Annotated in this window: 24 protein-coding genes; 21 read left to right on the top strand and 3 right to left on the bottom strand. The window is 30.6% G+C overall.

Going from position 1 to position 26,598, the window contains the following annotated elements; translation table 11 throughout:
• The first annotated feature begins 85 nt into the window (after positions 1 to 85).
• The 8 genes from Q0663_RS04905 (at position 86) to Q0663_RS04870 (ending at position 7,015) form a co-directional block, all read left to right on the top strand.
• A complete protein-coding gene (locus tag Q0663_RS04905) occupies positions 86 to 1,186 on the top strand; it encodes a Glu/Leu/Phe/Val dehydrogenase (RefSeq protein WP_299007337.1) in 1,101 nt (366 codons plus the stop codon).
• Between the two features lie 77 nt (positions 1,187 to 1,263).
• On the top strand, positions 1,264 to 2,202 hold the full coding sequence (nusB, locus tag Q0663_RS04900) for a transcription antitermination factor NusB (RefSeq protein WP_299007336.1): 939 nt from the start codon (positions 1,264 to 1,266) through the stop codon (positions 2,200 to 2,202).
• 37 nt (positions 2,203 to 2,239) lie between these two features.
• Positions 2,240 to 2,707 carry a DUF1573 domain-containing protein gene (locus Q0663_RS04895; protein ID WP_299007333.1) on the top strand — a complete coding sequence of 156 codons (468 nt, stop codon included), beginning with the start codon at positions 2,240 to 2,242 and terminating at the stop codon, positions 2,705 to 2,707.
• Positions 2,707 to 3,027 (top strand): preprotein translocase subunit YajC, encoded by a 321-nt coding sequence (yajC, locus tag Q0663_RS04890; RefSeq protein ID WP_299007330.1) that lies wholly within the window; start codon positions 2,707 to 2,709, stop codon positions 3,025 to 3,027. Before Q0663_RS04895 ends, yajC begins: the two co-directional genes overlap by 1 nt.
• Positions 3,028 to 3,108: 81 nt before the next feature.
• On the top strand, positions 3,109 to 4,038 hold the full coding sequence (locus Q0663_RS04885) for a hypothetical protein (protein WP_299007327.1): 930 nt from the start codon (positions 3,109 to 3,111) through the stop codon (positions 4,036 to 4,038).
• Position 4,039: 1 nt separating this feature from the next.
• Positions 4,040 to 4,630: a dephospho-CoA kinase gene (gene coaE / locus Q0663_RS04880; RefSeq protein ID WP_299007324.1), complete on the top strand. Its 591-nt coding sequence runs from the start codon at positions 4,040 to 4,042 to the stop codon at positions 4,628 to 4,630.
• 145 nt (positions 4,631 to 4,775) lie between these two features.
• On the top strand, positions 4,776 to 6,305 hold the full coding sequence (locus Q0663_RS04875; RefSeq protein ID WP_299007321.1) for a HAMP domain-containing sensor histidine kinase: 1,530 nt from the start codon (positions 4,776 to 4,778) through the stop codon (positions 6,303 to 6,305).
• An 11-nt stretch (positions 6,306 to 6,316) separates the two neighbouring features.
• Positions 6,317 to 7,015: a response regulator transcription factor gene (locus Q0663_RS04870; protein ID WP_274634651.1), complete on the top strand. Its 699-nt coding sequence runs from the start codon at positions 6,317 to 6,319 to the stop codon at positions 7,013 to 7,015.
• 68 nt (positions 7,016 to 7,083) lie between these two features.
• Here Q0663_RS04870 and Q0663_RS04865 read toward each other — a convergent pair whose 3' ends face one another.
• Entirely contained in the window at positions 7,084 to 7,617 is a 534-nt protein-coding gene (locus Q0663_RS04865; RefSeq protein ID WP_299007318.1) for a hypothetical protein, read from the bottom strand.
• A 192-nt stretch (positions 7,618 to 7,809) separates the two neighbouring features.
• Here Q0663_RS04865 and Q0663_RS04860 point away from each other — a divergent pair, with 192 nt between their 5' ends.
• The 5 genes from Q0663_RS04860 (at position 7,810) to Q0663_RS04840 (ending at position 14,898) form a co-directional block, all read left to right on the top strand.
• On the top strand, positions 7,810 to 8,706 hold the full coding sequence (locus Q0663_RS04860) for an ABC transporter ATP-binding protein (RefSeq protein WP_299007315.1): 897 nt from the start codon (positions 7,810 to 7,812) through the stop codon (positions 8,704 to 8,706).
• Positions 8,707 to 8,715: 9 nt separating this feature from the next.
• Entirely contained in the window at positions 8,716 to 9,564 is an 849-nt protein-coding gene (locus tag Q0663_RS04855; protein WP_299007312.1) for an ABC transporter permease, read from the top strand.
• Between the two features lie 48 nt (positions 9,565 to 9,612).
• Entirely contained in the window at positions 9,613 to 12,468 is a 2,856-nt protein-coding gene (locus tag Q0663_RS04850; RefSeq protein ID WP_299007309.1) for a T9SS type B sorting domain-containing protein, read from the top strand.
• Positions 12,469 to 12,534: 66 nt separating this feature from the next.
• Positions 12,535 to 14,523 carry an excinuclease ABC subunit UvrB gene (gene uvrB / locus Q0663_RS04845; RefSeq protein WP_299007306.1) on the top strand — a complete coding sequence of 663 codons (1,989 nt, stop codon included), beginning with the start codon at positions 12,535 to 12,537 and terminating at the stop codon, positions 14,521 to 14,523.
• 93 nt (positions 14,524 to 14,616) lie between these two features.
• On the top strand, positions 14,617 to 14,898 hold the full coding sequence (locus Q0663_RS04840; RefSeq protein WP_299007303.1) for a hypothetical protein: 282 nt from the start codon (positions 14,617 to 14,619) through the stop codon (positions 14,896 to 14,898).
• 137 nt (positions 14,899 to 15,035) lie between these two features.
• On the opposite strand, the gene sucC is transcribed toward Q0663_RS04840, so the two are convergent.
• A complete protein-coding gene (gene sucC, locus Q0663_RS04835; protein ID WP_299007300.1) occupies positions 15,036 to 16,232 on the bottom strand; it encodes an ADP-forming succinate--CoA ligase subunit beta in 1,197 nt (398 codons plus the stop codon).
• Positions 16,233 to 16,473: 241 nt separating this feature from the next.
• Between sucC and Q0663_RS04830 the strand changes: the two genes are divergently transcribed.
• The 8 genes from Q0663_RS04830 to Q0663_RS04795 all read left to right on the top strand — a co-directional run bounded on the left by Q0663_RS04830 (position 16,474) and on the right by Q0663_RS04795 (position 25,824).
• Complete coding sequence (locus Q0663_RS04830) at positions 16,474 to 19,008, top strand: DUF5916 domain-containing protein (RefSeq protein ID WP_299007298.1); 2,535 nt, start codon at positions 16,474 to 16,476, stop codon at positions 19,006 to 19,008.
• A gap of 89 nt (positions 19,009 to 19,097) precedes the next feature.
• Entirely contained in the window at positions 19,098 to 19,760 is a 663-nt protein-coding gene (locus Q0663_RS04825) for an ABC transporter ATP-binding protein (protein WP_299007296.1), read from the top strand.
• 54 nt (positions 19,761 to 19,814) lie between these two features.
• Positions 19,815 to 20,369, top strand: coding sequence for a CPBP family intramembrane glutamic endopeptidase (locus tag Q0663_RS04820; RefSeq protein ID WP_299007293.1), 555 nt, complete (start codon positions 19,815 to 19,817; stop codon positions 20,367 to 20,369).
• Between the two features lies 1 nt (position 20,370).
• Entirely contained in the window at positions 20,371 to 21,135 is a 765-nt protein-coding gene (locus Q0663_RS04815) for a TIGR02757 family protein (RefSeq protein ID WP_299007290.1), read from the top strand.
• 100 nt (positions 21,136 to 21,235) lie between these two features.
• On the top strand, positions 21,236 to 21,991 hold the full coding sequence (locus tag Q0663_RS04810; RefSeq protein ID WP_299007287.1) for a LytTR family DNA-binding domain-containing protein: 756 nt from the start codon (positions 21,236 to 21,238) through the stop codon (positions 21,989 to 21,991).
• A 22-nt stretch (positions 21,992 to 22,013) separates the two neighbouring features.
• Entirely contained in the window at positions 22,014 to 24,974 is a 2,961-nt protein-coding gene (locus Q0663_RS04805) for a histidine kinase (RefSeq protein WP_299007284.1), read from the top strand.
• A gap of 73 nt (positions 24,975 to 25,047) precedes the next feature.
• The gene (locus Q0663_RS04800) at positions 25,048 to 25,293 is read left to right on the top strand and encodes a hypothetical protein (protein WP_299007281.1); all 246 of its coding nucleotides are present in this window, start codon (positions 25,048 to 25,050) and stop codon (positions 25,291 to 25,293) included.
• 147 nt (positions 25,294 to 25,440) lie between these two features.
• Positions 25,441 to 25,824: a DUF6122 family protein gene (locus Q0663_RS04795; RefSeq protein WP_299007278.1), complete on the top strand. Its 384-nt coding sequence runs from the start codon at positions 25,441 to 25,443 to the stop codon at positions 25,822 to 25,824.
• Here the strand turns inward: Q0663_RS04795 and Q0663_RS04790 are convergent.
• Entirely contained in the window at positions 25,813 to 26,571 is a 759-nt protein-coding gene (locus tag Q0663_RS04790; RefSeq protein ID WP_299007276.1) for a diphthine--ammonia ligase, read from the bottom strand. The genes Q0663_RS04795 and Q0663_RS04790 overlap by 12 nt on opposite strands.
• Between the last annotated feature and the right edge of the window lie 27 nt (positions 26,572 to 26,598).

Here is a 26,598-nt window from a genome sequence, read left to right as displayed (position 1 = left end):
TTTGCTTTTGTTTTAACGATTTCTTACTTTTGTGCTCGAATTTTTGAGATTGCTTAAATTATCTCAAATTAAAAAACTAAAACAAATGACATCAGAAATCATTGATACTAAAGATCTTAAGAACGACCCTGTGTTTGGTCAATTATCTTTTGACAATCACGAGCAGATCGTTTTTTGCAACGACGAAGATACAGGTTTAAAAGCAATTATTGGTATTCACAACACAACTTTAGGCCCTGCTTTAGGAGGTACAAGAATGTGGCAATATAAAAGTGAATGGGAAGCTTTAAACGACGTATTACGTTTGTCTCGTGGTATGACTTATAAGTCTGCTGTTACTGGTTTAAACCTTGGTGGTGGTAAAGCAGTTATTATTGGTGATGCTAAAACTCAAAAAAATGACGCATTAATGCGTAAGTTTGGTGAGTTTGTAAACTCTTTAAGCGGAAAATATATTACTGCGGAAGATGTTGGGATGGAAACTCGTGACATGGACATTATCCGTGAAGTAACTCCACACGTAACAGGTGTTTCTGAAGCAATTGGTGGATCTGGAAACCCTTCTCCTGTAACTGCTTACGGAGTATATATGGGGATGAAAGCTGCTGCTAAATACAAATTTGGAACTGAAAACTTAGATGGTAAAAAAGTATTAGTACAAGGTGTTGGTCACGTAGGTGAAACTTTAGTAAAGCATATTACTGACGAAGGTGCTCAAGTTATCTTAAACGATATTAACGAAGCTCGTTTAGAAGAATTAAGCAAAAAATACGGTGCTAAAGTAGTATTAGGAAACGATATTTTTGGTTTAGACCTTGATATCTATGCTCCTTGTGCTTTAGGTGCTACTCTTAACGATGAAAGCATCGCTCAATTAAAAGCCCAAGTAGTAGCTGGTGCTGCTAACAACCAATTAGCTAATGAATTAAAGCACGGTACGATGTTAAAAGAAAGAGGAATTGCATATGCTCCTGACTTCTTAATCAATGCTGGTGGTATTATTAATGTATATGCAGAAGTTGAAGGTTACGACAAAGCTGAAAGCTTAAAGAGAACTGAAAACATCTACAACACTACATTAGAGATTTTCAATTTATCAGAAAAAGAAAACATCACTACACATCAAGCTGCTTTCAATATTGCACAAGCAAGAATTGATGCTCGCAAAAAAGAGCAAAATAGCTAGATAAAAAATAAAAAAGTTTTACTTTTGCAGAGCGTTAGAAATAGTTTCTATCGCTCTTTTTTTTAAAGTTCTTTAGAATGATTAACAGAAGACATATTCGTGTTAAAGTAATGCAGTCGGTATATGCGATGCAACAATCGCACAGCGATGATTTAGTTAAGGAAGAAAAATTCTTAAAACACAGCATTCAAAAAATGTACGACTTGTACGTTTTAAACCTTCAACTATTAGTTGAAGTTCAAAAATTAGCTCGAAAGAGAATAGAGCTTTCAAAAAAGAAAATTCTTGCTACTAAAGAAGAACTTAATCCTAATACAAAATTTATAGATAACAAACTTTTAAACCAACTTAACGAAAGCGTAAGCTTAGAAGGATATGTTGAGCTTAATAAATTAAATTATTGGGATCTTGACGATGAGTATGTAAAAATTTTGTTAGATGAATTACAGAAAAGTGACATCTACAAAAAATACATGGACACTGTTGAAGATTCTTTTAATGTAGACCGTGCTTTTATTATTGACTTTTTTAGAGAAATTGTAGCTCCTAACGAAAAAATAGCGGATTATTTTGAGGATAAAATGATTTCTTGGGTTGATGATATTCCTTTTGTAAATACCTGGGTATTAAAAACTCTAAACAAACAAAAAGCTAATAAACCATTTATTTTAGGTAGTTTGTATAAAGATAACGAAGATCAAGCTTTCGTTTCTAATTTATTCAACAAAACTGTGTTAAATCAACATAAGTACGAAGAAGATATCAAAGAAAAAACACCTAACTGGGAAGCCGATAGAATTGCCGATATTGATATGATTATTATTAAAATGGCTATTACAGAATTTTTACACTTCCCTTCTATTCCAAGTAGAGTTTCTATTAATGAATATATTGAGTTAGCTAAAGACTATTCTACTAACAAAAGCGGTTACTTTATAAATGGTGTTTTAGACAAGTTAGCTAAAGACTACCTTAGCTCTAACAAGATGGTTAAAATAGGTAGAGGATTATTATAAAAATTAGTATTTTTACAACAAACAAAAATATTTTACAATGAAGAAAATAGCAGTAGCATTAGCATTTGTTGTTTCAGCAGGAATGTTAGTTTCTTGTGGACAAGGTAATGCCTCATCAAAAGTAAAAAAAGAAAACATTGAAAACGCAGAAAAAAGAGATAATACTATTAGCCAAGGTGCTCCAGAGATCTCTTTTGACAAAGAAGAATTTGATTTCGGTACAGTTAAAGAAGGTGAAATTGTTGAAACTACTTTCGTTGTAACCAATACAGGTAAAAGTGATTTAGTAATAACACACGCTCAAGCATCTTGTGGTTGTACGGTTCCTGAGTGGACAAAAGCCCCAATTGCACCAGGTGAAACAGGTGATATTAAAGTTAGCTTTAATACAAGTGGAAGAACTAACAAACAATCAAAATCTGTTACGTTAACTACCAATACTGAGAAAGGTAGAGAAATTATCAAAATTTCTGGTATGGTAACCCCTAAAAATAAAGACGCATAATGTTTACAACTATTTTTTTACAAGCTAGTTCTCAAGAAAGTTTAATGAACATGCTTCCTTTTGTAGCAATGATTGCTGTTTTTTTCTTTTTAATTATTCGCCCTCAAATGCGTCGTCAAAAAAAAGAAAAGCAGTTTCAAACAGAAATTAAAAAAGGTGCTAAAATTGTCACCACAAGTGGTATTCATGGAAAAATCGTTGAAATTAATGATACTGACAACACAGTTTCCATCGAAACTGGTGCTGGAAAGATTAAATTTGAACGTTCTGCCATTTCAATGGAGTTAAGCAAAAAGTACATTGCTGAAACTAAAAAATAACACTAAGATATCGATATAAAAAAAGTGAGCTAATTAGCTCACTTTTTTGTTTTTTATGTAGATTGCGTTAATATTTATTTTTTGAAAAAAAACGTTAACATACCTAAAACCTTTTTTGGTTTTTTAATCGCCTCTATATTTTTTTGGTTACTTATAAACCTTTCAAAAGAATATAATGCAGAGGTGGAATATGATATTGAATACACTAAATTACCTCAACAAAAAACGCTGATTGATGCTCCTTTTAACAAACTAACCTTAGATGTAAAAAGTAGTGGCTATAATTTATTAATGTCCAGCATTAATCAAAAACCAATCACGCTACAATTAGACAAAGCGGTTAAAAAAAAGGGAAGCAACTATTATTTTTTATCAAAAAACTTGCATTCTGAAATACAACATCAATTAAAATATAATATTGAGTTAAACAGCATCACGCAAGATACTATTCCAGTAAAAATAGGATTATTGAGTTCTAAAAAAGTTCCGTTAAAACCTAATGTAAACATTTCTTTTCAGTTAGGATACGGTCTTTCAAAACCTTTAAACCTTACTCCAGATAGCATTTTAATTTCTGGTGATGAAACTGATGTTAACGGAATAGAGTTTCTAAATCTTGATAGCGCTACTTTAGAAAATATCTCTAAAAACACAAATATCACCTCTTCTATTCTATTTCCTGAAAATATTCAACTCAAAGCAAGTCATAAATCAGTAGATATTGAATTGTTGGTAGATAAATTTACAGAAGGGGAAATTGAAGTACCTGTATTAGTTAAAAATGCTCCAAAAGGAATTAATATTTTCCCTAAAAAAGTAAAAGTGATATATAAAGTAGGTTTGAAAAATTTTAATGAAATCACGCCCGATTTATTTAAAATAGAATGTGATTATTTAGAAGCTGAAAATAACGAGTTGAACTACCTTACACCTAAACTTAAAGATGTTCCTAATTTAGCTACAGTACTAAGAATAGTTCCCGATAAAATTGACTTTTTAATTTACGAATAATATGGTAGTAGGTTTAACAGGCGGAATTGGTAGCGGAAAATCCACCATTTTAAAAATGTTTTTAGAATTTAAAAACATTGCTATTTACATGGCAGATGATGAAGCTAAAAAACTCATGCATACTTCATCAGTAATTAAATCTCGTTTAATTACTGAATTTGGCAAAGAAACCTACATTAATAACGAATTAAACAGACCATATTTAGCTTCTATCGTTTTTAAAAACAAAGAGAAATTAGCTTTGTTAAACTCTATTGTTCATCCTGTTGTAAATGAGCATTTGCAAGATTTTATCAAAAAGAATTCTAACAAAACTTACATTTTGTATGAAAATGCAATACTTTTTGAAAACGGAAGCGATACTTTTTGTGATAAAGTTATTACTGTCACAGCTCCCGAAGAAGTCCGAATTAACCGAGTTATAAAAAGAGACAGCACTACGATTGAAGAAGTGAAAAATAGAATAAAAAGCCAATGGAGTGAGATTAAAAAAACACTACAATCAAACTATATCATTGAAAACAAAACACTTAACAATTCTAAAGAACAAGTATTAAAAATCCATAATTCTTTAACAAAAAAGGTGATGTAATTTATGCTTCACTAGCTTTAAGTGTTAAAATTTACTTAATTTTACAATAACTTTGTTAATCTAAGTTAAAACATTACCGCTCTATCTTTTATTAATTTATTTTTGAATAATGGGTAAAAAAATCTTTGTTCTCATTGTTGTTTTGATGAGTATTTCTTTAATAGGAATTATCTCTATTCAAGTATATTGGATAAAAGATGCTATAAAAAACAAACAACAACAATTTAAAAATAATGTAACCATTGCTTTAGCTCGTACCTCTGAAAACATAAAAGAGAGAGAGTACTTAGAGTTTCAGCAAAACTATAAAGATTACTTTGAAAGTAACAAACTAAGAACAGAAGCAGAAATAACAACGTTTCTTTTTCAGCAAGTTGATACTGTTAGCAAAACTAAGTTCTCTTTTGGTAGTTCTATTTTAGAAGAAAGCTTTAAAATGCCTGGTGAGTTTGTTGATAATGATTCTATTATTATTAAACGATATTCTGGAAAAGAAGATATTCTCTTTTCTCAGGTTGTAAAATCAGAAAATAAAGATTTTAAACCTTTTTTAAACGAAAGCCGTTACTCAGTATACAAAACTTACCCGAGTTGGAATGATGATGTAATGGAACATGCTTTTCGTAGGAGTAAAAGCATTTATGCGATACATCAAAGAATAAGCAATAAAGAGTTAAAATTTATACTTAAAGATGAATTCGCTAAAATGAATATTACTCAAGATTTTAAGTATGTTGTTTATGAAGACGGATTAGCAACACAATTAAAATCAGGGTATTTTAACATACAACCAGAAGATATTAATTACCCTCTGCTTGAAGATGAAAATGGAAATAGTAAATATAAGCTATATGTAAAGTTTCCAGACAAGCGAAAAAACTTGTTATCAGGAATGATGAAAGTTTTAATACTTTCCTTATTCTTTATAGGGATTATAATTGCTGCTTTTTCAACATCGTTATATCAATTAATACGTCAAAAGAAAATTTCTGAAATCAAAACAGATTTCATTAACAATATGACACACGAGTTTAAAACACCTATTGCAACCATTAACCTTGCTTTAGATGCGATTAAAAACCCGAAGATTATATCTGACGAAGAAAAAGTAAAGCGCTATGTGCAAATGATTCGCGATGAAAATAAGCGTATGCATGGGCAGGTAGAAAATGTATTACGAATTTCAAGACTAGAAAAAAATCAACTTGAAATTAATAAAGATGCAGTTGATATGCACGATATTATTGAAGAAGCTATTGAACACATTCAGTTATTGACTGATGATAAAAAAGGAAGTGTTACCGCACATTTCCAAGCTATTTCAACAGAGGTTTTAGGAAACCAATTCCACTTAACCAATGTTGTCGTTAACATATTAGAAAACGCATTAAAGTACTCAGAAAATGCACCTAAAATTGATGTATTTACTGAAAACACAAATAAATACTTTATTTTTAAGATTAAAGATGAAGGTATAGGAATGAGCAGAAATGCTCAAAAATATGTGTTCGATAAATTCTATAGAGAACATAAAGGGAACATACACAACGTAAAAGGCCATGGTTTAGGGCTAGCCTATGTAAAAGAAATTATAGACAGTCACCAAGGTACCGTTCACGTTGAGAGTGAAAAAGGCAAAGGAAGCACGTTTACAGTTAAATTACCATTAATATAAAAGATTAAGGAATGGGGAGTAAAAAAATATTATTAGTAGAAGACGATCCAAATTTTGGAACAGTTCTTAAAGATTATTTAGCGCTTAACGATTATAATGTTACACATGCTAAAGATGGAATAGATGGTTTAATCATGTTTAAAAATGCTGAGTACGACTTATGTATTTTAGATGTTATGATGCCTCGTAAAGATGGTTTTTCTTTAGCTGAAGACATTCGTGCTACAAACAAAGAAATTCCAATTATATTTTTAACTGCTAAAACATTAAAAGAAGATGTTTTAAAAGGATACCAAGTTGGAGCCGACGATTATTTGAATAAACCTTTTGATTCAGAAGTTTTATTACACAAAATCAAAGCTATTTTACAACGTAAAGAAACTGAAAAAACAAACGATAGTGATGAGTTCGAATTCAAAATTGGTGGATTTGACTTTAACTCTAAGTTACGTCACTTAACATACAAAGGTGGAGAACCTCAAAAGTTGTCACCTAAAGAAAGTAAATTATTACGTATGTTAGCTATCCATAAAAATGATTTAATGCCACGTGAATTAGCATTGACAAAAATTTGGAGAGATGACAACTATTTTACTTCTCGTAGTATGGATGTATACATTGCTAAACTTCGTAAATATTTAAAAAATGATGAAAATGTAGAGATTTTAAATATTCATGGTGAAGGTTTTAGATTAATTGACAACAAATAATATCATTTTAAATAAAAAAAGCTTAGGTAAACCCTAAGCTTTTTTTATTATCTAATCTATTTATTTTTCTATCTTGCTCCTGATAATTCTTCAATAGTACTGTACTTTCCTTTATAACTTCCTGTTGCTACACTTCCGTTAACTCTTTTCACTTTAAAGTCTAATGAAATGTTAGTTTCGTTAATTGAATTTATAGTTAAAGTAACTTCATCTCCATTTTCATACTCCATTAGTAATTGTTCATTATCGTATTCTCCTAAAAATTCTCCATCAGTCATAAACTCATACCATAAACTATTTGTTGTATAAGTTTTTGAGGTTAAATTTTCATCACGAACAGCAATTGAAAAGAAATCTACCTCAGTTAAGGCTACACCTGAGTTTCGGGCAGCTTCTATATCTTGTTCAGTAATATTTAATAAATGTAACAATATAGTAGTTCTACTATGTTTAGTGAATTTTTCTACGAAAATTGATTCCATCGGATAATTTTTTCCTTCAATTATAAATTGATTTGGTATTTCTTGAACATCATCAGATGAACAGCTTACGTAAAAAACAGTTGTTAAAATAATCGCTAATAAGTAGTTTATTTTTTTCATAATAATATAATTTGACATGCAAAACTACCTTGGTTTTAAACCATCTAGTTAAATTTATTTCTGAATAGGTTTTATTTCTTTCTAAAAAGCCATGTTTTCCATTTAAACTATTTTCTGTTACTTTTTTTTATACATTGTAACAATAATTTGAATGAATCGTCAAATACATATAATCAACAAAATCAAAAAAGCTTGGAAACAATTTTATCTATACAAAACCTCGATAAAAAATACGGAAAAGTTCATGCGGTAAATAACCTCTCTTTTGACATTCAAAAAGGAAATGTTTACGGAATATTAGGACCTAATGGAAGTGGAAAATCAACCACTTTAGGTATTATTTTAAATGTAGTTAACAAAACCTCAGGAAGTTTTAGCTGGTTTGATGGTAAACTATCTACTCATGAAGCTTTAAAAAAAGTAGGTGCTATTATTGAGCGTCCTAATTTTTATCCTTATATGTCGGCAGTTCAAAACTTACAGCTTATCTGTAAAATAAAGGGTGTTTCGTATGATAAAATAGAAGAAAAATTAAAAATTGTAAACCTTTACGAGCGTAGAAACAGTAAGTTCAGAACTTACTCTTTAGGAATGAAACAACGCTTAGCAATTGCTTCTGCCCTATTAAACGATCCTGAAATATTAATCTTAGACGAACCAACTAACGGATTAGATCCTCAAGGTATACATGAGATTCGTCAAATTATAAAAGAAATTGCTCAAAACGGCACGACTATTTTACTTGCCTCACACTTACTTGATGAAGTAGAAAAAGTGTGTTCTCATGTGGTAGTAATAAGAAATGGTGTAAAACTATACAGTGGTAGAGTTGATGAAATGACAGCTTCAAATGGATTTTTCGAGCTACAAGCCGAAGATCAAAACAAGCTTAAACAACTTTTAGAAAATCACTCTTCAATAGGAACTATTAATAGTGAAAATGGACTTTTAATTGCAAATTTATCTTCTGAATTGTCTGCCTCAGAAATTAATAAATTTCTATTTGACAACGGAATTTCTCTTTCGCATTTAGTAAAACGTAAACCTAGTTTAGAGCAACAATTCTTAGACCTTACCAACAACCAATAAACTTACATCATGCTACGACTTTTAAATATAGAATTACATAAATTAAAATATAACAGAGCTAGTAAAGTTCTTTCAATTATTTATTTCGCCCTATTAACATCTATTGCCTTAATTGCTGCAATAAAATTTGATATAGGTCCGATTAAGTTTCACTTAGCAGAACAAGGTATTTTTAACTTTCCCTACATCTGGCACTTTAATACCTATATAGCTGCAACTTTTAAATTTTTCTTGCTATTAGTTATTGTTTCTATGATGGCTAATGAGTATAGCTATAAAACACTAAAACAAAACTTAATTGATGGTTTAAGTAAAAAAGAGTTTGTGCTTTCTAAATTCTACACTGTTATTGCTTTTGCTTTTATTTCCACCGTATTTGTATTTATTGTTTCATTGATTCTTGGGGCTATTTATTCAGATTTTAATGAAATGTCTATCATCTTTTCAGATTTAGGTTACTTAGTTGCTTTTTTCATAAAATTATTAGGCTTTTTCTCTTTTGGTTTATTCTTAGGTATTTTAATTAAACGATCAGCATTTGCTGTAGCAGCTATGATTGTTTGGTTAATTGTTGAAAGTTTAATTAAAGGCTACTTGTATTGGACTTTTAGAGATGTAAAAACAGGAACTGATGAAGCAGTAAACAGTGTCATGCAATTTTTTCCTTTAGAATCAATGGCTAACTTAATTAAAGAACCTTTTACTAGATTAGGAGCTGTAAAATCGGTAGCAAGTCAAATAGGAGAAAACTTTACTAAAGACTATTCTGTTAGCTTATTCAACATAACAATTGTGTTAATTTGGACAGCTATTTTTATTTATTCATCATACGCTTTGTTAAAAAAACGAGATTTATAGAGGGTTTTATGTAATTTAGCTGTTTTATCTGTATAAAAATTTATTTAAATGGTAAAACAACTACTTTTTGTATTTCTGTGTATAAGCTCACTTTCTATTTATAGTCAAAAAGAAGCCAATGTTTGGTATTTTGGAAACAACGCTGGAATTGATTTTAATGGAACTCCAATCGCTTTAACAAATGGCGCATTAAATACCGAAGAAGGTTGTTCTACTATTTCAGATGAAGACGGAAATCTTTTATTTTATTCTGATGGAATTAAAGTATGGACAAAAAACCACGAATTAATGAGATATTATAATGGGCAACTTGCTAATAATTTACAAGGAAATCCATCAAGTTCTCAATCTGGTTTAATTGTTCCTGCTCCAGAAAATAAAAACATATACTATATTTTCACTGTAGGAACCGATTATATCCCTAATAATTCTGGCTACCCTAGAAATCCTGGTTTTAATTTTTACACTATTGATATCACAAAAGGAAACGGTGGCGAAATTATAGAAGGTCCCACCAATTTGTCCGATGGAAAAGATTTTTATTGGTCTGAAAAAGTTACAGCTGTTCAAGGAAAAGACTGTACTGAAATTTGGGTTTTATCTATTGTAGAAGACTCTTTTTATGCTTATAAAATTGATCAAAACGGTGTAGACTATTTGAACCCTGTTATTTCTAAATCTTCTTATATTTTACAAGATAAAAGAGGATATTTAAAAGTATCGCCTGATGGTACAAAAGTAGCTTTGGCCGACTTTACAGCTGGTCAAAATACAGGAAATGGTCGTTTGGTATTGTATGATTTTGATAACGTCACTGGAAAAATTACTTCATCAGGAGAAACATTAACTACCCCTTCTATTGATGGAGTTCCTTATGGTGTTGAATTCTCTCCTCAATCATCTAAACTTTATGCTTCATTATTTATTCCTCCATTTACCTTTAGTATTCTCCAATTCGACTTACTTGATAGAGATGTAGCGCAAACAAAAGCTCAAATATGGAGAGGATCTGGGTATAGAGGCGCTTTACAACTAGCTTCAGATGGAAAAATATACAGTTCTATTCCTGATAAGTCATATTTAGGCGCCATTGAAAACCCTGATGAAAGCGCAAAAAACGTTACATACAAACCAGTAGCTATTGATTTAGGAAGAGGAAGAACCTCTCAGGGCTTACCTCCTTTTATCCAATCATTTTTTGCTCCTGTTAAGTTATTGAATGCTGACTCTAATGCTGTATTAAGTAACACAAATCAAGTATTTTGTATAGGAGATAGCTATGAGATAGTTCCTGAAATTAATAATCCAAACGATACTTACACATGGTATAAAGATGGGGTTGAAATAGCCAAAACGAGAGAATTAACTGTAGGTAATGTAAATTTTGGAAGTGGTTTATACGAAGTTAAAATAGAGTCTAATTCATATTGTAAAAAAACATATACAGGTAAAGTTCAAGTTACATTCGAACCTAAACCTACTATTAATACAATTCAACCCTATATTCAATGTGACTTCGATAGTAATCCTCATGACGGATTTGCTACTTTTAACCTTGAGCTTTTGGAAGCTTCTTTAGTTGATGATTTTTCTAATATTTCAATAGATTTTTTTGAAACTTCTGATAGTAACTTTTCAAGACCTCTTAACAAAAATAACTACACTAATTCAGTAGCTACAAATCATTCTATTACAGTAAAAGTAACAAACAATACTACAAACTGTTATCAAACTCAGGTTATCGATTTACAGGTAAATCCTACTGGATTAAATATATACTCTGATGAACATATTAGTGAGTTAGATCAAAATGCATCAAATGCAAATGCTAAATTTAGTATAGGTACAGGTAATGGATTTTTTGATTTCTCAATCAAAACTCAACAAATAATCAATAATTCTGGAGGAGCCTTATCGCAAACTACTCACGATTTTCAATATTACAGAACTGCAGAAGACGCCTCTTTACAAACAAATCAAATTCTCCCTCCTTATGAAGATCATTTATTTACTAATAATTCTGATATCTATGTAAGGATTTCTAACAAAGGAACAACATCTTGTGAAACTGTTGGGAATTTTAAAATACTTGTAGAAAAACTCCCTATTCCGCAAGGAAATCTAAACGAGGAAATTTTATGCGTAGACAACCCAAGACGAACCCCTCAACCTCATACTATAGCCTTAAATGCTGATACTGGAAATACAACAGATACCTACAAATGGTACTTAAATGGTAATTTAATTCCAAACGAAACATCAGCCATTTATAATGCTAATTCAGCAGGTGAATATAAAGTTGAAGCATACAGAAAGTATCCTAACATAAATACCCCATCCATGGGGTATAACACTTTTTTTGTCAAAGAATCCAATCAAGCATTAATTGTTAATATCAAATCTGTGGACGACCAAGACAATCCAGATAGTAATAAAATAAAAATTACTGTAGATGGAATTGGAGATTATGAATATGCTCTTAACAGTACTAATTTTGGTGATTTTGTCAAAGGAGACGAAAACCTAACATATACCTTTACCAATATTCCTCCTGGATTGAATTTTATTTCTGTTAGAGATCGAAATGGTTGTGGCGTTGTATCTTCTAATCAAATTTCAACCATATACTTCCAACGTCATTTTACCCCAAATGGAGATGGTCATTTTGACACATGGAAAGTATTAGGTGTTGATAATGATTATTATGATGTTGTTAAAGTTCAAATTTTTAATCGTTTTGGGAAATTGATTAGTGAAATTACCGATAAAAATCATCCTGGTTGGGATGGTGTATACAATGGTACTACCCTACCTACAAACGATTATTGGTACAATGCAGAATTAATAGATAAAAACGGTAAGGTAAGAAAAAAGACAGGACATTTTTCTTTACTTAGAAAGTAAAAACTCTTAAATAAATTACAATTAATACGGATAGATTTTCAGTAAAACTATCCGTATTTTTGTTGAATGAACTTTGAATTAAACTCTGAATTTAAACCTACTGGTGATCAACCACAAGCAATCAAACAGTTGGCTAACGGAATTTTAGCCGATGAAAAGTACCAAACACTTTTGGGTGTTACAGGTTCTGGTAAAACGTTTTCAGTAGCCAATGTTGTAGCCGAAGTAAATCGACCTACATTAGTATTGGCTCATAATAAAACCTTAGCTGCTCAGTTGTATTCAGAGTTCAAACAGTTCTTTCCAAACAACGCTGTAGAATATTTTGTTTCATACTATGATTACTACCAACCCGAAGCTTATATTCCTGTCACTGGAACCTATATTGAGAAAGATTTATCCATCAACGATGAAATAGAACGCTTGCGAATTAGCACCTCTTCTTCCCTACTTTCTGGACGTCGAGATGTATTGGTAGTTGCTTCAGTATCTTGTTTGTATGGTATTGGGAATCCTACGGAATTCAAAAAGAATGTGATTACTATTGAAGTTGACCAACAAATTTCACGTACAAAATTTTTACACCGTTTAGTAACAAGTTTATATGCCCGTACCGAAGTTGAAGTAAAAAGCGGAACGTTTAAAGTAAAAGGTGATGTGGTTACCATTTATCCATCGTATGGAGATAATGGATATAAAGTCCACTTTTTTGGGGATGAAATTGAAGAAATTGAGACCTTCAACATAGAAACTAACGAAATTATTACACGTTTAGAAAAACTAAATATTTATCCTGCCAACTTATTTGTAACCTCTCCTGACATATTACAAAATGCCATTCATCAAATTCAAGAAGACATGGTAAAACAGGTAGATTATTTCAAGGAAATAGGAAAACATTTAGAAGCAAAGCGCTTGCAAGAGCGAACTGAGTTCGACTTAGAAATGATTCGGGAATTAGGATACTGTTCAGGAATTGAAAATTATTCTCGTTATTTAGACGGACGAGAAGCAGGTACACGACCTTTCTGTTTGTTAGATTACTTTCCTGATGATTACTTGATGGTCATTGACGAAAGTCACGTAACTGTACCACAAGTGCATGCCATGTATGGTGGAGACAGAAGTCGAAAAGAAAACTTGGTAGAATACGGGTTCCGTTTACCTGCTGCAATGGATAATAGGCCTTTAAAGTTTGAAGAGTTCGAAGCTTTACAAAACCAAGTAATCTACGTTTCTGCAACTCCAGCTGATTACGAATTACAAAAAACAGAAGGTCTATTTGTAGAACAAGTTATTCGACCAACAGGACTATTAGATCCTGAAATTGAAGTTCGACCAAGTTTAAACCAAATTGATGATTTAATTGAAGAGATTCAAGTGCGTGTAGAAAAAGACGAACGTACTTTGGTAACAACACTTACCAAACGTATGGCAGAAGAATTAGCCAAGTACTTAACTCGTATTCAAGTGCGTTGTCGTTATATACATTCCGATGTCGACACCCTAGAACGTGTAGAAATCATGCAAGATTTACGTAAAGGTTTGTTTGATGTACTTATCGGAGTTAATTTACTAAGAGAAGGATTAGACCTTCCTGAGGTTTCCTTAGTGGCTATTTTAGACGCTGACAAAGAAGGTTTTTTACGTTCACACCGTTCATTAACACAAACCGTGGGGCGTGCTGCACGTAACGTAAACGGTAAAGCAATTATGTATGCTGATAAAATTACCAACAGTATGCAACTTACCATTGACGAAACCAACCGTAGACGCGAAAAACAAATTAATTACAACACAGCACACGGAATTACACCAAAGCAAATCAATAAAAAGATAGACAACACTTTATCTAAAAATGCGATTACTTCGTATCATTATGACAATGCTACACAAAAAGCTGCTGAACAAGATTTAGAATACCTGCCAAAACAAGAAATAGAAAAACGCATACGCGACAAACGCAAACAAATGGAAGAAGCTGCCAAAGCTTTAGACTTTTTAGTTGCAGCACAACTACGTGATGAAATTGAGGTTTTAAAAGAGAATTTATAAATAAATTTAATTTTATTCTTAATCTTTAACTGCTAACTTCGTTTTCGAACAATATCAGCTCATTAAAACAACGAATATCTAAAAATAGCTTTAATGAAAAATAAAAGTTTAAACATATTAACTGAATACTTTGAATATTTTTTAGATGGACTAAAAATAATTATTTCTGATTACCCTATAATAATTGGAATTATCCTTTTCATTATTGGTACCAAAGGTTATTTAAAAATGATTGAAAAGAAACCTATTGATTACAAAACAGTACCAGCAACTAGTAATACTATTAATGACATTCGAAAGAGAGGTGTCCTGTGGCAGTGGGTAATTTTCATTATTATACTTGGAGCTTATTTGATTATAAATTTTGTTAAATAAAATTATAATGATAAGTAAACTGTCATTCAATATTAAACACTTTATCGGATAGCGAAACACTCATAAAAGCATCAACAAAAAAACCTCACTTTTCAGTGAGGTTTTTTAATATATTACTAAGAATTAATTAAAAAGTTTTAAGCACTTAAAACTTCTCCTACTTTATCAGCTGCTTCTTGGAACTCAGTTGCTGAGATAATTTCCATTCCGCTATTATCGATTAATTCTTTTGCTTCTTTTGCGTTTGTTCCTTGTAAACGAGCAATAATAGGCACATTAATTTTGTCACCCATATTTTTGTAAGCATCAACAATACCTTGTGCCACACGGTCACAACGAACGATACCTCCAAAAATGTTTACTAAGATAGCTTTTACGTTAGGATCTTTTAAAATAATTCCGAAAGCAGTTTCAACACGTTGTGCATCTGCAGTACCACCAACATCTAAGAAGTTAGCTGGCTCACCACCTGCTTGCTTAATTAAATCCATAGTTCCCATTGCTAAACCAGCTCCGTTTACCATACACCCAACGTTACCATCTAAATCTACATAGTTTAATCCTGCAGCATTCGCTTCAACTTCAATTGGGTTTTCTTCACGTAAATCACGCATTTCTGCATAATCTTTGTGACGGTATAAAGCATTATCATCTAAAGTAACCTTAGCATCAACAGCCATGATTTTATCATCAGATGTTTTTAATACTGGGTTAATTTCAAATAAGGATGAATCAGATTTTACGTATGCTGTATATAAAGCAGTAACAAACTTTACCATTTCTTTTAAAGCTCCACCGCTTAACCCTAAGTTAAAAGCAATTTTACGAGCTTGGAAAGGTAACAATCCTGTTCCTGGATCAATTTCTTCAGTAAAAATTAAGTGCGGAGTTTCTTCTGCCACAGTTTCAATATCCATACCTCCTTCAGTAGAGTACATAATCATGTTTCTACCTGTAGCACGGTTTAATAAAACTGACATATAAAATTCATCTGGCTCACTATCACCAGGATAATACACATCCTCAGCAATTAACACTTGGTTAACTAACTTACCTTCTGCTGAAGTTTGAGGAGTTACTAACATCATTCCTAAAATGTCATCAGCAATACTTTTTACCTCATCTAAGTTTTTAGCTAACTTAACACCTCCACCTTTTCCACGACCACCTGCGTGTACTTGAGCCTTAATTACGTGCCAACCAGTACCTGTTTCTTCTGTTAATTTTTTAGCTGCTTCAACAGCTTCTTCTGGAGTATTTGCAACAATTCCACGTTGAATACGAACGCCAAAACTGCTTAATATTTCTTTACCTTGATATTCGTGTAAGTTCATTAGATATGAATTTTTAAAAGTCGAACAAAAATACAAATTCAATTCATAATACCTTATAAATTATACTTTAATTTATAATTAAAATCAATTTTAGTTAATTTTCTATTTCACATTTTTTTAACATTTAAACATGTAACATTCTTTTTTTAACAGGTCTTTACCGTAATTAACATGATTTTGTGATTTATTAATACAAATCATAATAATTTAGCCTTACAACTAATTCTATCTCTAATCAACTATGCTTAAAATTTTAGCATTTTTCACAGCCTGTTTCTTCTTTGTAGGAGTTACAACTGCCCAAACCATTAACAAAAACAGAAAAAAATTAAACGTAGTACGCGTAGATACTCCTCCTAAAATTGACGGAAAGTTAGACGACGTTGCTTGGAAAAATGTTCCTGCAGCAAAAGACTTTGTAATGATGCGCCCCGAGAATGGAAAAGCAGAACCTAACACCCATAAAACAGTAGTTAAGTTAGTGTACAATGATGATGCTATTTACATTAGTGCTAAAATGTATGATCCTGAACCTTCAAAAATACCTGCTGAGTTTACTAACAGAGACAATATTGGTAACAGCGATTTCTTTTTAATAACTATCAACCCTAACGACGACGGGCAAAATCCTTTTGAGTTTATTGTAACCAGTTCAGGTGCGCAAGCAGACTCTAAAGTATCAAACGGAAATGAAGATTTTAATTGGAGTGCTGTATGGGACAGTGATTTTAGTATTAATGAAGACTCTTGGGTTGTAGAAATGAAAATTCCTTATAGAGCTTTGCGATTTGCTAATGTTCCAGTTCAATCATGGGGAATAAACTTCCACAGAAAAGTACTTAATTTAAATGCTCTTTTCACTTGGAATCATATTGATAATCAACAAGGAAATTGGACGCAATATGATGGTTTGTATGAAAACTTCACCAACATAAAACCTCCTACCCGATTAAACTTTTATCCATATGCATCAGCAACTACGACCACTAAAAATGGTAATACTGACTTTGATTGGAGTGTAGGTATGGATGTAAAGTATGGTATTACCGAAAACTTTACCTTAGACGCTACTTTAATTCCTGATTTTAGTCAAGTAGGTTTTGACAATGTTACCTTAAATTTAGGGCCTTTTGAACAGCAATTTACAGAACAACGTCAGTTTTTTACTGAAGGAACTGAACTATTTAGTAAAGGTAATTTGTTTTACTCAAGAAGAATTGGAGGACGACCAATAGATCAATTTTCTAACGAACGAAAAGACGATGATGAGTTTATTAATGGAAAAAAAATAAATGATGAAGTTATAGATCTTCCTGATAAAGTTCAAATGCTAAACGCCATAAAAATATCTGGAAGAACCAAAGGTGGTTTAGGAATAGGATTCTTTAATGCCATTACTGAAAAAACAGAAGCTACTGTTGAAAGAACTAAGCAAACAATTAATGGATTAGATACTATTAGCAATGTAAGTACTTATAAAACTACAGTTAATCCATTTTCTAATTACAATATTATGGTGTTAGACCAACAGTTTAATCAAAACTCATCTATTACCTTAATTAACACCAATGTAACTCGTGATGGACGATTTAGAGATGCTAATGTTACTGGACTTCTATGGCATGTTGAGGATAAAAAAAGTAGGTATAATATAGACGGAAGTTTTAAAATGAGTAGTATCTCTGACGATGAAGACAACCCTAATACGGGGTACACTTTCGATACCAGTATAGGTAAACATTCAGGGAATTGGCGTGGAGAAATTGGATATAATTTTGAAAATAAAGACTACAACCCTAACGATATGGGGATTCTTTTTAGCAACAACGAACAAGCTATTTATGGTTTTGTTGGCTATCGATTATTAAAACCTAAAGGAATATTCAATAATTATAGAATTAATGTTTTTTATGATATTAACTTCTTACACAATCCAGGAACGTATGTAGGTACAAATGTTAGTTTATCTTTTGGCGCTGATACAAAAAAGCGATTCAGTTTTGGAGGAAACTTGAATTATAGCACAGAACGAAAAGATTTTTTTGAACCTAGACAAGGAACTACTAGTGGAGTTTTTTTTAACAGACCTGAAAGGCTAAATGTGAATCATTGGGGGTCTACTGATTATAGAAAAAAGTTTGCAATAGACTACGATTGGTATTATACTTTTTACAAAAACAACCCTAAAGAAGATTATGGGTTTAGAGTTTCTCCTAGATATCGTTTCACTAATAAGTTTTCTTTGATTTATGGTTTTAGATATGGCAAAACCAATAACGGTCAGGGGTATGTTACAAAGATTGATGAAGATGATGTAGAAGAAAAACCTTTATTAGCTCCTTTAAAAAATCACATTATTTTCGGGCAACGAGATTGGGATACTTATGACAATTCATTAACTGGAAAATACACATTTAGTACAAAATCAGCAGCGTCGTTATCGTTTAGGCACAATTGGAGTAAAGTTCCATATTTAGGTCTATTTTATAGTTTGAATGAAGATAATGGAGAACTTGTTTCAAATAATTATCAAGGAGAACACGATAAAAACTTTAATAGTTGGAACTTAGATTTGAACTATCAATGGCAATTTGCTCCTGGTAGTCAATTGATTTTTTTCTACAGAAACTCAATAAGGCCTGATCATGATTTTGCTCCAGCTAATATTGATTTTAAAGACAACATCTCAAAACTTTTTGACCAAAGTATGCAGCATAGATTCTCTATTCGATTGGTTTATTTTATCGATTACAACAACATCAAAAACATAATTTAAATACACGTTTATGTATTGTTTGAAATCAGGTAAGTATTAAAGTTTATCTGATTTCTTTTTTATACATTCGTTTCTTACAAATTAACACTATGATTGTTGCTAAAAACATCCACAAACATTACGGAGAAGTAGAAATATTAAAAGGCGTTGATCTTCATATAAAAAAAGGAGAAATTGTGGCTATTGTTGGTCCTTCTGGAGCAGGAAAAACAACCTTATTACAAATTTTAGGAACTTTAGATAAGCCCTTAAAAAATCAGAGCTACGAATTATTAGTCGATGGTGTTTCTATAAAAGATTTAAACGATATAAAAGTTTCTGCTTTCCGAAATAAACATATCGGATTCATTTTTCAATTTCATCAGTTGCTACCAGAGTTTACTGCCTTAGAAAACGTTTGTATTCCTGCCTTTATCGGAGGAAAAGGAAAAGTAGAAACCGAAAAAAGAGCCAAAGAATTACTAGCCTTTTTAGGATTATCACATAGAGAAAACCACAAACCTAACGAGCTTTCTGGAGGGGAGCAACAACGTGTTGCCGTTGCTAGAGCTTTAATTAACGAACCTTCTGTTATTTTTGCCGATGAACCTTCTGGAAACTTGGATTCAACCTCAGCAAAAAACTTACACGAATTATTTTTTAAACTTCGTGATGAGTTTGGACAAACCTTTGTGTTAGTTACACATAACAAAGAATTAGCACAAATGGCCGATAGAACACTTACAATGAAAGACGGAATTATTGTTGAATAATGTAATGTTTTTAAGTTTCTATATACCTATGTAGTATAAAACACACCTAAAACTATGCAAGAAACTTTTCACGAGCTTATCAACTATTTAAAAAACCCTATTTTAGAAAAAGATGCCAATCAAGATACTTTGTATCGATTTCAAAAATTCTTACATCTTTTAATAATAAGCATACTAACTGCAATGGTTAGTTTAGCTTTAATAAGTCTTGTTGACAAACTTGGATTAGTTAATTTAGCTGAAGATCATAAAGCTGAAGAGCTATTTAAGTCACTTCCTAAAATTGTAGTTTTTTTCTTAGCTGTTATTCTTGCTCCTTTACTCGAAGAAACTTTTTTTAGATCCCCTCTTACAGCTTTTAAAAAAGGAAAACAATTTAGGATAGCTTTTTATGTTTTTGCTATTTTATTTGGTTTTGTACATATTACTAATTACCAAATTTCTACAAACGTACTATTGCTCTCTCCTATTTTAGTGTTGCCTCAAACCTTATTAGGGTTCTATTTAGGTTTTATTCGTGTTCGTTTTGGTTTACTTTGGGCCATGGCACTTCATGCTGTTTATAATGGGATTTTTGTAGGAGCTACTTTTTTAGGAGATTTAATGTAAGATGAACAAAAAAGAACTAAAAGAATTTTTAGACGAAAAGGTCATACAATATAATAATCCTGATTTTATTGATAGTGATCCTATTCAAATACCGCATCAATTTTCAGTAAAAGAAGATATTGAAATTGCTGGTTTTTTAGCAGCAACCATTGCTTGGGGAAATCGTAAAATGATTATTAACAACTCCCATAAAATGATGGATTTAATGGGGAATTCTCCGTACGATTTTATCATGAATCATTCTGAAGAAGACCTTGCCAATTTTGACGGATTCGTACACAGAACATTTAATGCCGATGATTTTAAGTTTTTTGTGCAATCGTTAAAAAACATCTATCAAAATCATGATGGATTAGAAGCTGTTTTACAACCAAAAAACAACGCTGATAATTACCAACATGCTATTCATCATTTCAAACAAGTTTTTTTTGAAATTCCTCATCAATCAAGAACTTTAAAGCATGTTTCTGATCCGTTAAAAGGATCAGCTTCAAAACGAATAAATATGTTTTTACGTTGGATGGTTCGAGATAATACAACTGGTGTCGACTTAGGAATATGGCATACCCACTCACAAGCGCATTTACATTGTCCGTTAGATGTTCATACAGGAAATATTGCTCGAAAACTTGGAATTCTTACTCGAAAACAAAATGATTGGAAAGCAATTCAAGAACTAGACCTTACTTTAAGAGATTTTGATGCTAAAGACCCTGTTAAATATGATTTTGCCTTATTTGGTTTAGGAGTTTTTGAAAAGTTTTAAATGAGTTAATAAAGAGCAATTATGCTACTTTAAAACAATTTTTTAATACGTTTACTAATTCATACTTTTTTTCACTTATTATAAAAATAAATTTACCGTTATGATAAAGACAATTATTATTGATGATGAACATAATGCTAGAGAATTTTTAGAAAAATTATTGAATAGATATTTACCTAATGAATTCTTAGTACTTGATAAATGTGAAAGCGTTGATAAAGCTATTGTTTCTATTGAAAAAAACGAACCCGAACTAATTTTTTTAGATGTAGAAATGCCTAATAAAAATGGTTTCGAGCTATTAAAAGAAATGAAAAGTAGAAGTTTTGATGTTATTTTTACCACCGCTTATTCTGAATATGCCATAAAAGCTATAAAAGAAAACGCGCTTGATTATCTTCTTAAACCAATAAATTATATTGATTTATTAGAAACCATAAAACGCTATAAACAACGCTTAGAAAACGATACAAAACAAGATAATTTAAGAATAATTTTAAACCAAATAGATTCTGGTGATAGCAACTTTAATAAAATAGCTTTACCTACTGAATCTGGGTATGAAATTATAAACCCTAATCAAATTTTATATTGTCAAGCTGATAGCAATTATAGTTCGGTAACCTTTATAAATGGTAAAAAAATAATTTTATCAAAAACACTAAAATATATTGAGGAATTACTACCTAAAACAAGTTTTCATCGAATTCATAAATCTTATTTAGTAAATTTAAACCATATAGTACGTTTCAATAAATCTGTAGATTTATATGTTGAATTAAATAATGGAGAACAATTACCTCTTGCTTCAAGAAAAAAAGAAAGTTTTTTAAATGCGATACTTCCTAAAAAATAAGCTTGTCCTTTTTATTTGTTTTTTGCCTATTCAATTAACGTTTTCTCAAACCTTCTCGTCTACTAATTTTAGCACTTTAAACGGATTACCTAATAACAGTGCTTATTCAATAAAAAAAGATAGCAGAGGCATTTTGTGGGTTGGTACTGGTGCAGGTGTTTCAAAAATAAGGAATAACAAGATTACTAATTTTTATGAAGAAGATGGTTTAGCTTATAATAATTGTTGGGCTATTGAAGAAGACGCTAATCATAATTTATGGTTTGGTAGTTACGGTGGTGGGGTAACATTTTATGATGGAAACAACTTCTCTGTTTACAATACCTCGAAGGGTTTGGTAAACAATTACATACGTAAAATATTTTATCACAATCAAAAGGTTTTTATAGGAACCAAAAGCGGATTATCGGTTATAGATATTAACAGTAAAGAAATTACTAATCCTGTAATCAACAACGATTTGAAGTTCCAAGTTATGGGTTTTTTTGAGTTTGAAAAAAGTGTTTATATTCAAACCTACAGAGACGGATTATGGAAGTATAATGAAGAAAAAAATCAATTAGTTTTTTTACATCATAATTATGATTCTGTTTTTTCAATATTTAAAAACAAAGATTTAATACTAGTCAGTTTTGATGGTTTTTTTTACAAAGATAAATCCATCAAAAAATATAATATTAGAAATTACATCAATGATAGCAAGCCTTTAAACGAATTTGGTAACAGCGTTTTTTGGAGTTTTGTTTCTGACAGAAATCAAAATATTTATGGAGTTGCCGATGGTATTAATTACCCTTCAGGTGGTTTATTTAATTTAAATAATAATGCTGCTGAAATACTCAATTCGACATTCAATGTGCAAAGCACAAAACAATGGTCTTTAGAGTACGACTCAAATAACAATGTTTTATTTATTGGAACTTTAGATAAAGGACTTTTTAAAGTAGATTTAACAAAAAAAGTTACGCTGTATAATCAAATAAAAAATATTATTGATATTGAAGTTACAGAAAACACAGAGTACTATTTGTCTGAAGACGGATTACATGTTAAAGGAAACACTTACATGTATATCCCTCCTAAAGACTTCTATTCAAAATATCAGCTTTTTTTTGATGATGAGAAATTAACTCTTAAAGAAGGCTTTAGTTTTGCTCGTTTTAAAAACAACAATCTTGAAGATTTAGAATTTAAAAGCCTTAAAAAAATAGATAATACTATTTGGGTAAATACAACTATTGGGTTATTTAAAGTAGCTAAAAATAATAGCGTAGAGAGTTATTTCCCCTTTTATACTAATACTTTTTATTTTACCTCAAAAAATAATGCTTTTTTTCAAACTCCTTATTCTAAAGTTTACTTATTAAAAGATCTAGAAAATAATATCAAACATTCTGATTTTGAACTTGAAAACAGTAATAATCCAAGAGGTGTTACTTCAATCATTGATGTAAATAATAACTTGTTTTTCCTTTCTAGATTTTCAGGCTTGTATCAGTATCATAACGGGGAATTTAAATCATTTATAAAAAACAATATTTGGAAAGAGAAAGAGCTAATTTATTCAGCTGTTAATAACAACAATCAATTAATTATCAGCAATTCAAAAGGTGAAGTTTTCTTTATTAAAACGGATGATTATTTTGAAGTTGTAAATAAAATTGAAAATAGTAAGATTATAGGAAACACCATACTTTTCTTAAAATCGTATAAAGAATATTTAATTATTGGTACTGAAAAAGGAATTAATTTATACAGAGATAATTCAGTTATTTTCTTAGATGAAGAACAAGGAATAACAAATAAGCTTTTTTCTTCAGCAATAATCTCCAACGATAATTTATTAATAGGAACTGACAAAGGTTACTATAAAATTGATTTAAAAACTATTATTAATAATTTTAATATAAAACCTTATGACTTTAGTATTTCAAACATTAAAGTAAATTACAAAGATATACCGTCATCAAACTACAATTGGTCTCAATACACCAAAAAATCTATAAAACTACCTTATAAACAAAATACTGTTTCATTTTCCTTTAATATTAACAACCATCCACTCCCTAATAAATTAAAATATCGATATAAAATAGTTAGTGATGAATGGAGTCAGTGGACTAGTGAAAACACAGTTCAATTAAACTACTTAAACAATGGTGATTATAATATTACTGGAGAAATTAAAGACTATAGTAACGGAAAAACTTACAGCAGTAAATTACTAAGCATAACTATTACTCCTCCTTTTTGGAAAACTTGGTGGTTTATTAGCTTAATTCCTATTGTACTATTTTTAGGAGGCTATATACTTTATAGGTTTAAAATTAATCGTATAAAGAAAGAAGAACTACTTAAACAAGATATTTTAAAACGAGTTTCAGAAACTAAGATGGAGGCATTGCAAAGTCAAATGAATCCTCACTTTATTTTCAATGCTATGAATTCAATTCAGAATTTTATTATAGATAATGATATTGATAACTCATTAAAATATATGGGAGAGTTTTCAAAACTAATAAGAAAAACACTTCATAATTCATCTTTACAATACATAAGCTTAGCTGAAGAAATAAGCTACTTAAAAACCTATATAGAGCTTGAAAAGTTACGTTTTGAAACCGAAGTAACCACTACAATAACAGCTGATTACTTGGCTTTAGATACGATTGGGATACCTCCTATGCTACTACAACCAATTATAGAAAATGTTTTTAAACATGCTTTTGACAGCAACTCTAAAAACCCAAAACTAACCATAAACTTTACTCAAAATAACGGTTCTTTAGTTTGTGAAGTGATTGATAACGGAAAAGGAGTTGACTATAACAATTCTAACAAACAATCTAAGGGAACCAAATTAATCGAAGAACGATTAGAATTGTTAAATTATTCTTCTTCTAATTCATTCTCAACCGTTTCAATTCCTTTAAAAGGAACAATCGTTACGATTACATTAAAAATTTACACGTTAAATAATTAACTAAAAATTATGTTTATAGTTGTGTTTTCTTTATACTTATTTTAAATATCCATTAATTAAAAACCCCTACATAATGAAGTTAAAATTAAAAAAAAGAACAACAAGGGTTAGGCGAAATAAAAAAGTTAAATTTTTATTCTTACCTATCATTCATCAAGGCTATTTTTATTGGTTAGAAAAAGTAGAAATCACAAAAAACTTTAATGGTTATAAATATCAAACAACAACAATAAAGTCTTTAAAAAACAATATTGAAAAGGAGAATGAGAAACAAGTAGATGATAAACAAAAGATAATTATTCTACAACCACAGGCTTAAAAACCAAAACAAGTACTAATATTTTATACCTGTTTTATAAATATCTTCAAAACGGAGTACTAGTTTCTTTAAGCGAGCAAAAAAAGCACATAATCCATGTGCTTTTTTTTATTTTAGAATAAGAAAGTAGTTTACTTTTGTAAGTAAATGCAGACATTTATTCATTACTTTTTACATTTCGGATTTCCTGTTTTAATCGCTTTCTTCTTTTTTAGAAAAAATTGGAAAAAAGTTGCTATAATACTACTAGCAACTATGCTGGTAGATCTAGATCACTTATTAGCAAGCCCTATATTTGATCCCAATCGATGTAGTTTTGGCTTTCATATACTCCACTCCTACTACGCAATTGGCTTCTATATTATTTTACTTTTTTTTAAAAGACCATACAACATTATTGGCTTAGGGCTATTATTACATATGCTAACCGATTTTATCGATTGCTTGTTTATGTACAATGCGTGTAGTTCTTGCTTAGAAAATGCGCCTGCTAAAGAATTACTAAAAACAGTAAGTAGTTTATTTTTTTAACTGTAAATCACAATACCAAAAACTTCTATCATAGTTTTTAATAGTAGTTTCTTCTGATTTCTTGGTTTTCTTTGAATCTTGATAACAATTGTCATCATCATTTGTATGTAACGTATACGATTTCAATACCTTCTCTCCTATTTCAAACTCCACAGGTTTCTTAAAAATAGGACCGTCATAGCAAAACGTATGGAACTCTCCATTCTCTCCACAAACATCAACTCCTTCAGGAAGTTCATTGATAAAATCTTTATCAATAACTCTTCCTACAAACTCTTCACCTAATAATTTAGCATTGACACAAACAGTAATCGTTTTAAAACCTAAAGCTAAAAACTCTCTAAGTAACTCCTTAGTATCTTGTCTCCAAAGTGGATACACTCCTGTAATTCCAACCTCTTGTAGCTTCGAATCACGATGAGCTCTTAAATCTTCTAAAAAAATATCTCCAAAAATACCATTTACAAGTCCAGCTTCTCTTAACTCAGCAGTTTTCTCCTTCATCTTTTGATTGTACAAATCCATGGTAACTTCAGCAGGAAAATATATTTTTTCTAATGGAATTCCAATACTTTCCGCCTGTGCATCCAGTAAATCCTCATGTAAACCATGCATTGAAACACGCTGATAATCTTGATTTACATTCGTAATTAATTTTTGTACATCGTACTCTTTTTGTTGTAATATTTTATACAATGCTAACGACGAATCTTTTCCTGAACTCCAGTTAAAATAGGCTTTTTTCATGTGACAAATATGCATAAAAAAAACCTG

This window comes from uncultured Tenacibaculum sp. (assembly GCF_947504135.1).
Classification (GTDB): Bacteria; Bacteroidota; Bacteroidia; order Flavobacteriales; family Flavobacteriaceae; genus Polaribacter.
The sequence above is the reverse complement of the archived record's forward strand: the minus strand, read 5'-3'. Positions and strand labels throughout refer to the sequence as shown.

Coding starts and splice junctions, on each gene's coding strand:
- Q0663_RS04820 (WP_299007293.1), top strand. CDS start 19,815: ATGCAAGAAACTTTTCACGAGCTTATCAACTATTTAAAAAACCCTATT.
- uvrB (WP_299007306.1), top strand. CDS start 12,535: ATGAACTTTGAATTAAACTCTGAATTTAAACCTACTGGTGATCAACCA.
- Q0663_RS04830 (WP_299007298.1), top strand. CDS start 16,474: ATGCTTAAAATTTTAGCATTTTTCACAGCCTGTTTCTTCTTTGTAGGA.
- sucC (WP_299007300.1), bottom strand. CDS start 16,232: ATGAACTTACACGAATATCAAGGTAAAGAAATATTAAGCAGTTTTGGC.
- Q0663_RS04840 (WP_299007303.1), top strand. CDS start 14,617: ATGAAAAATAAAAGTTTAAACATATTAACTGAATACTTTGAATATTTT.
- yajC (WP_299007330.1), top strand. CDS start 2,707: ATGTTTACAACTATTTTTTTACAAGCTAGTTCTCAAGAAAGTTTAATG.
- Q0663_RS04800 (WP_299007281.1), top strand. CDS start 25,048: ATGAAGTTAAAATTAAAAAAAAGAACAACAAGGGTTAGGCGAAATAAA.
- Q0663_RS04875 (WP_299007321.1), top strand. CDS start 4,776: ATGAGTATTTCTTTAATAGGAATTATCTCTATTCAAGTATATTGGATA.
- Q0663_RS04825 (WP_299007296.1), top strand. CDS start 19,098: ATGATTGTTGCTAAAAACATCCACAAACATTACGGAGAAGTAGAAATA.
- Q0663_RS04815 (WP_299007290.1), top strand. CDS start 20,371: ATGAACAAAAAAGAACTAAAAGAATTTTTAGACGAAAAGGTCATACAA.
- Q0663_RS04870 (WP_274634651.1), top strand. CDS start 6,317: ATGGGGAGTAAAAAAATATTATTAGTAGAAGACGATCCAAATTTTGGA.
- Q0663_RS04790 (WP_299007276.1), bottom strand. CDS start 26,571: ATGAAAAAAGCCTATTTTAACTGGAGTTCAGGAAAAGATTCGTCGTTA.
- Q0663_RS04895 (WP_299007333.1), top strand. CDS start 2,240: ATGAAGAAAATAGCAGTAGCATTAGCATTTGTTGTTTCAGCAGGAATG.
- Q0663_RS04850 (WP_299007309.1), top strand. CDS start 9,613: ATGGTAAAACAACTACTTTTTGTATTTCTGTGTATAAGCTCACTTTCT.
- Q0663_RS04810 (WP_299007287.1), top strand. CDS start 21,236: ATGATAAAGACAATTATTATTGATGATGAACATAATGCTAGAGAATTT.
- Q0663_RS04905 (WP_299007337.1), top strand. CDS start 86: ATGACATCAGAAATCATTGATACTAAAGATCTTAAGAACGACCCTGTG.
- Q0663_RS04855 (WP_299007312.1), top strand. CDS start 8,716: ATGCTACGACTTTTAAATATAGAATTACATAAATTAAAATATAACAGA.
- nusB (WP_299007336.1), top strand. CDS start 1,264: ATGATTAACAGAAGACATATTCGTGTTAAAGTAATGCAGTCGGTATAT.
- Q0663_RS04865 (WP_299007318.1), bottom strand. CDS start 7,617: ATGAAAAAAATAAACTACTTATTAGCGATTATTTTAACAACTGTTTTT.
- coaE (WP_299007324.1), top strand. CDS start 4,040: ATGGTAGTAGGTTTAACAGGCGGAATTGGTAGCGGAAAATCCACCATT.
- Q0663_RS04795 (WP_299007278.1), top strand. CDS start 25,441: ATGCAGACATTTATTCATTACTTTTTACATTTCGGATTTCCTGTTTTA.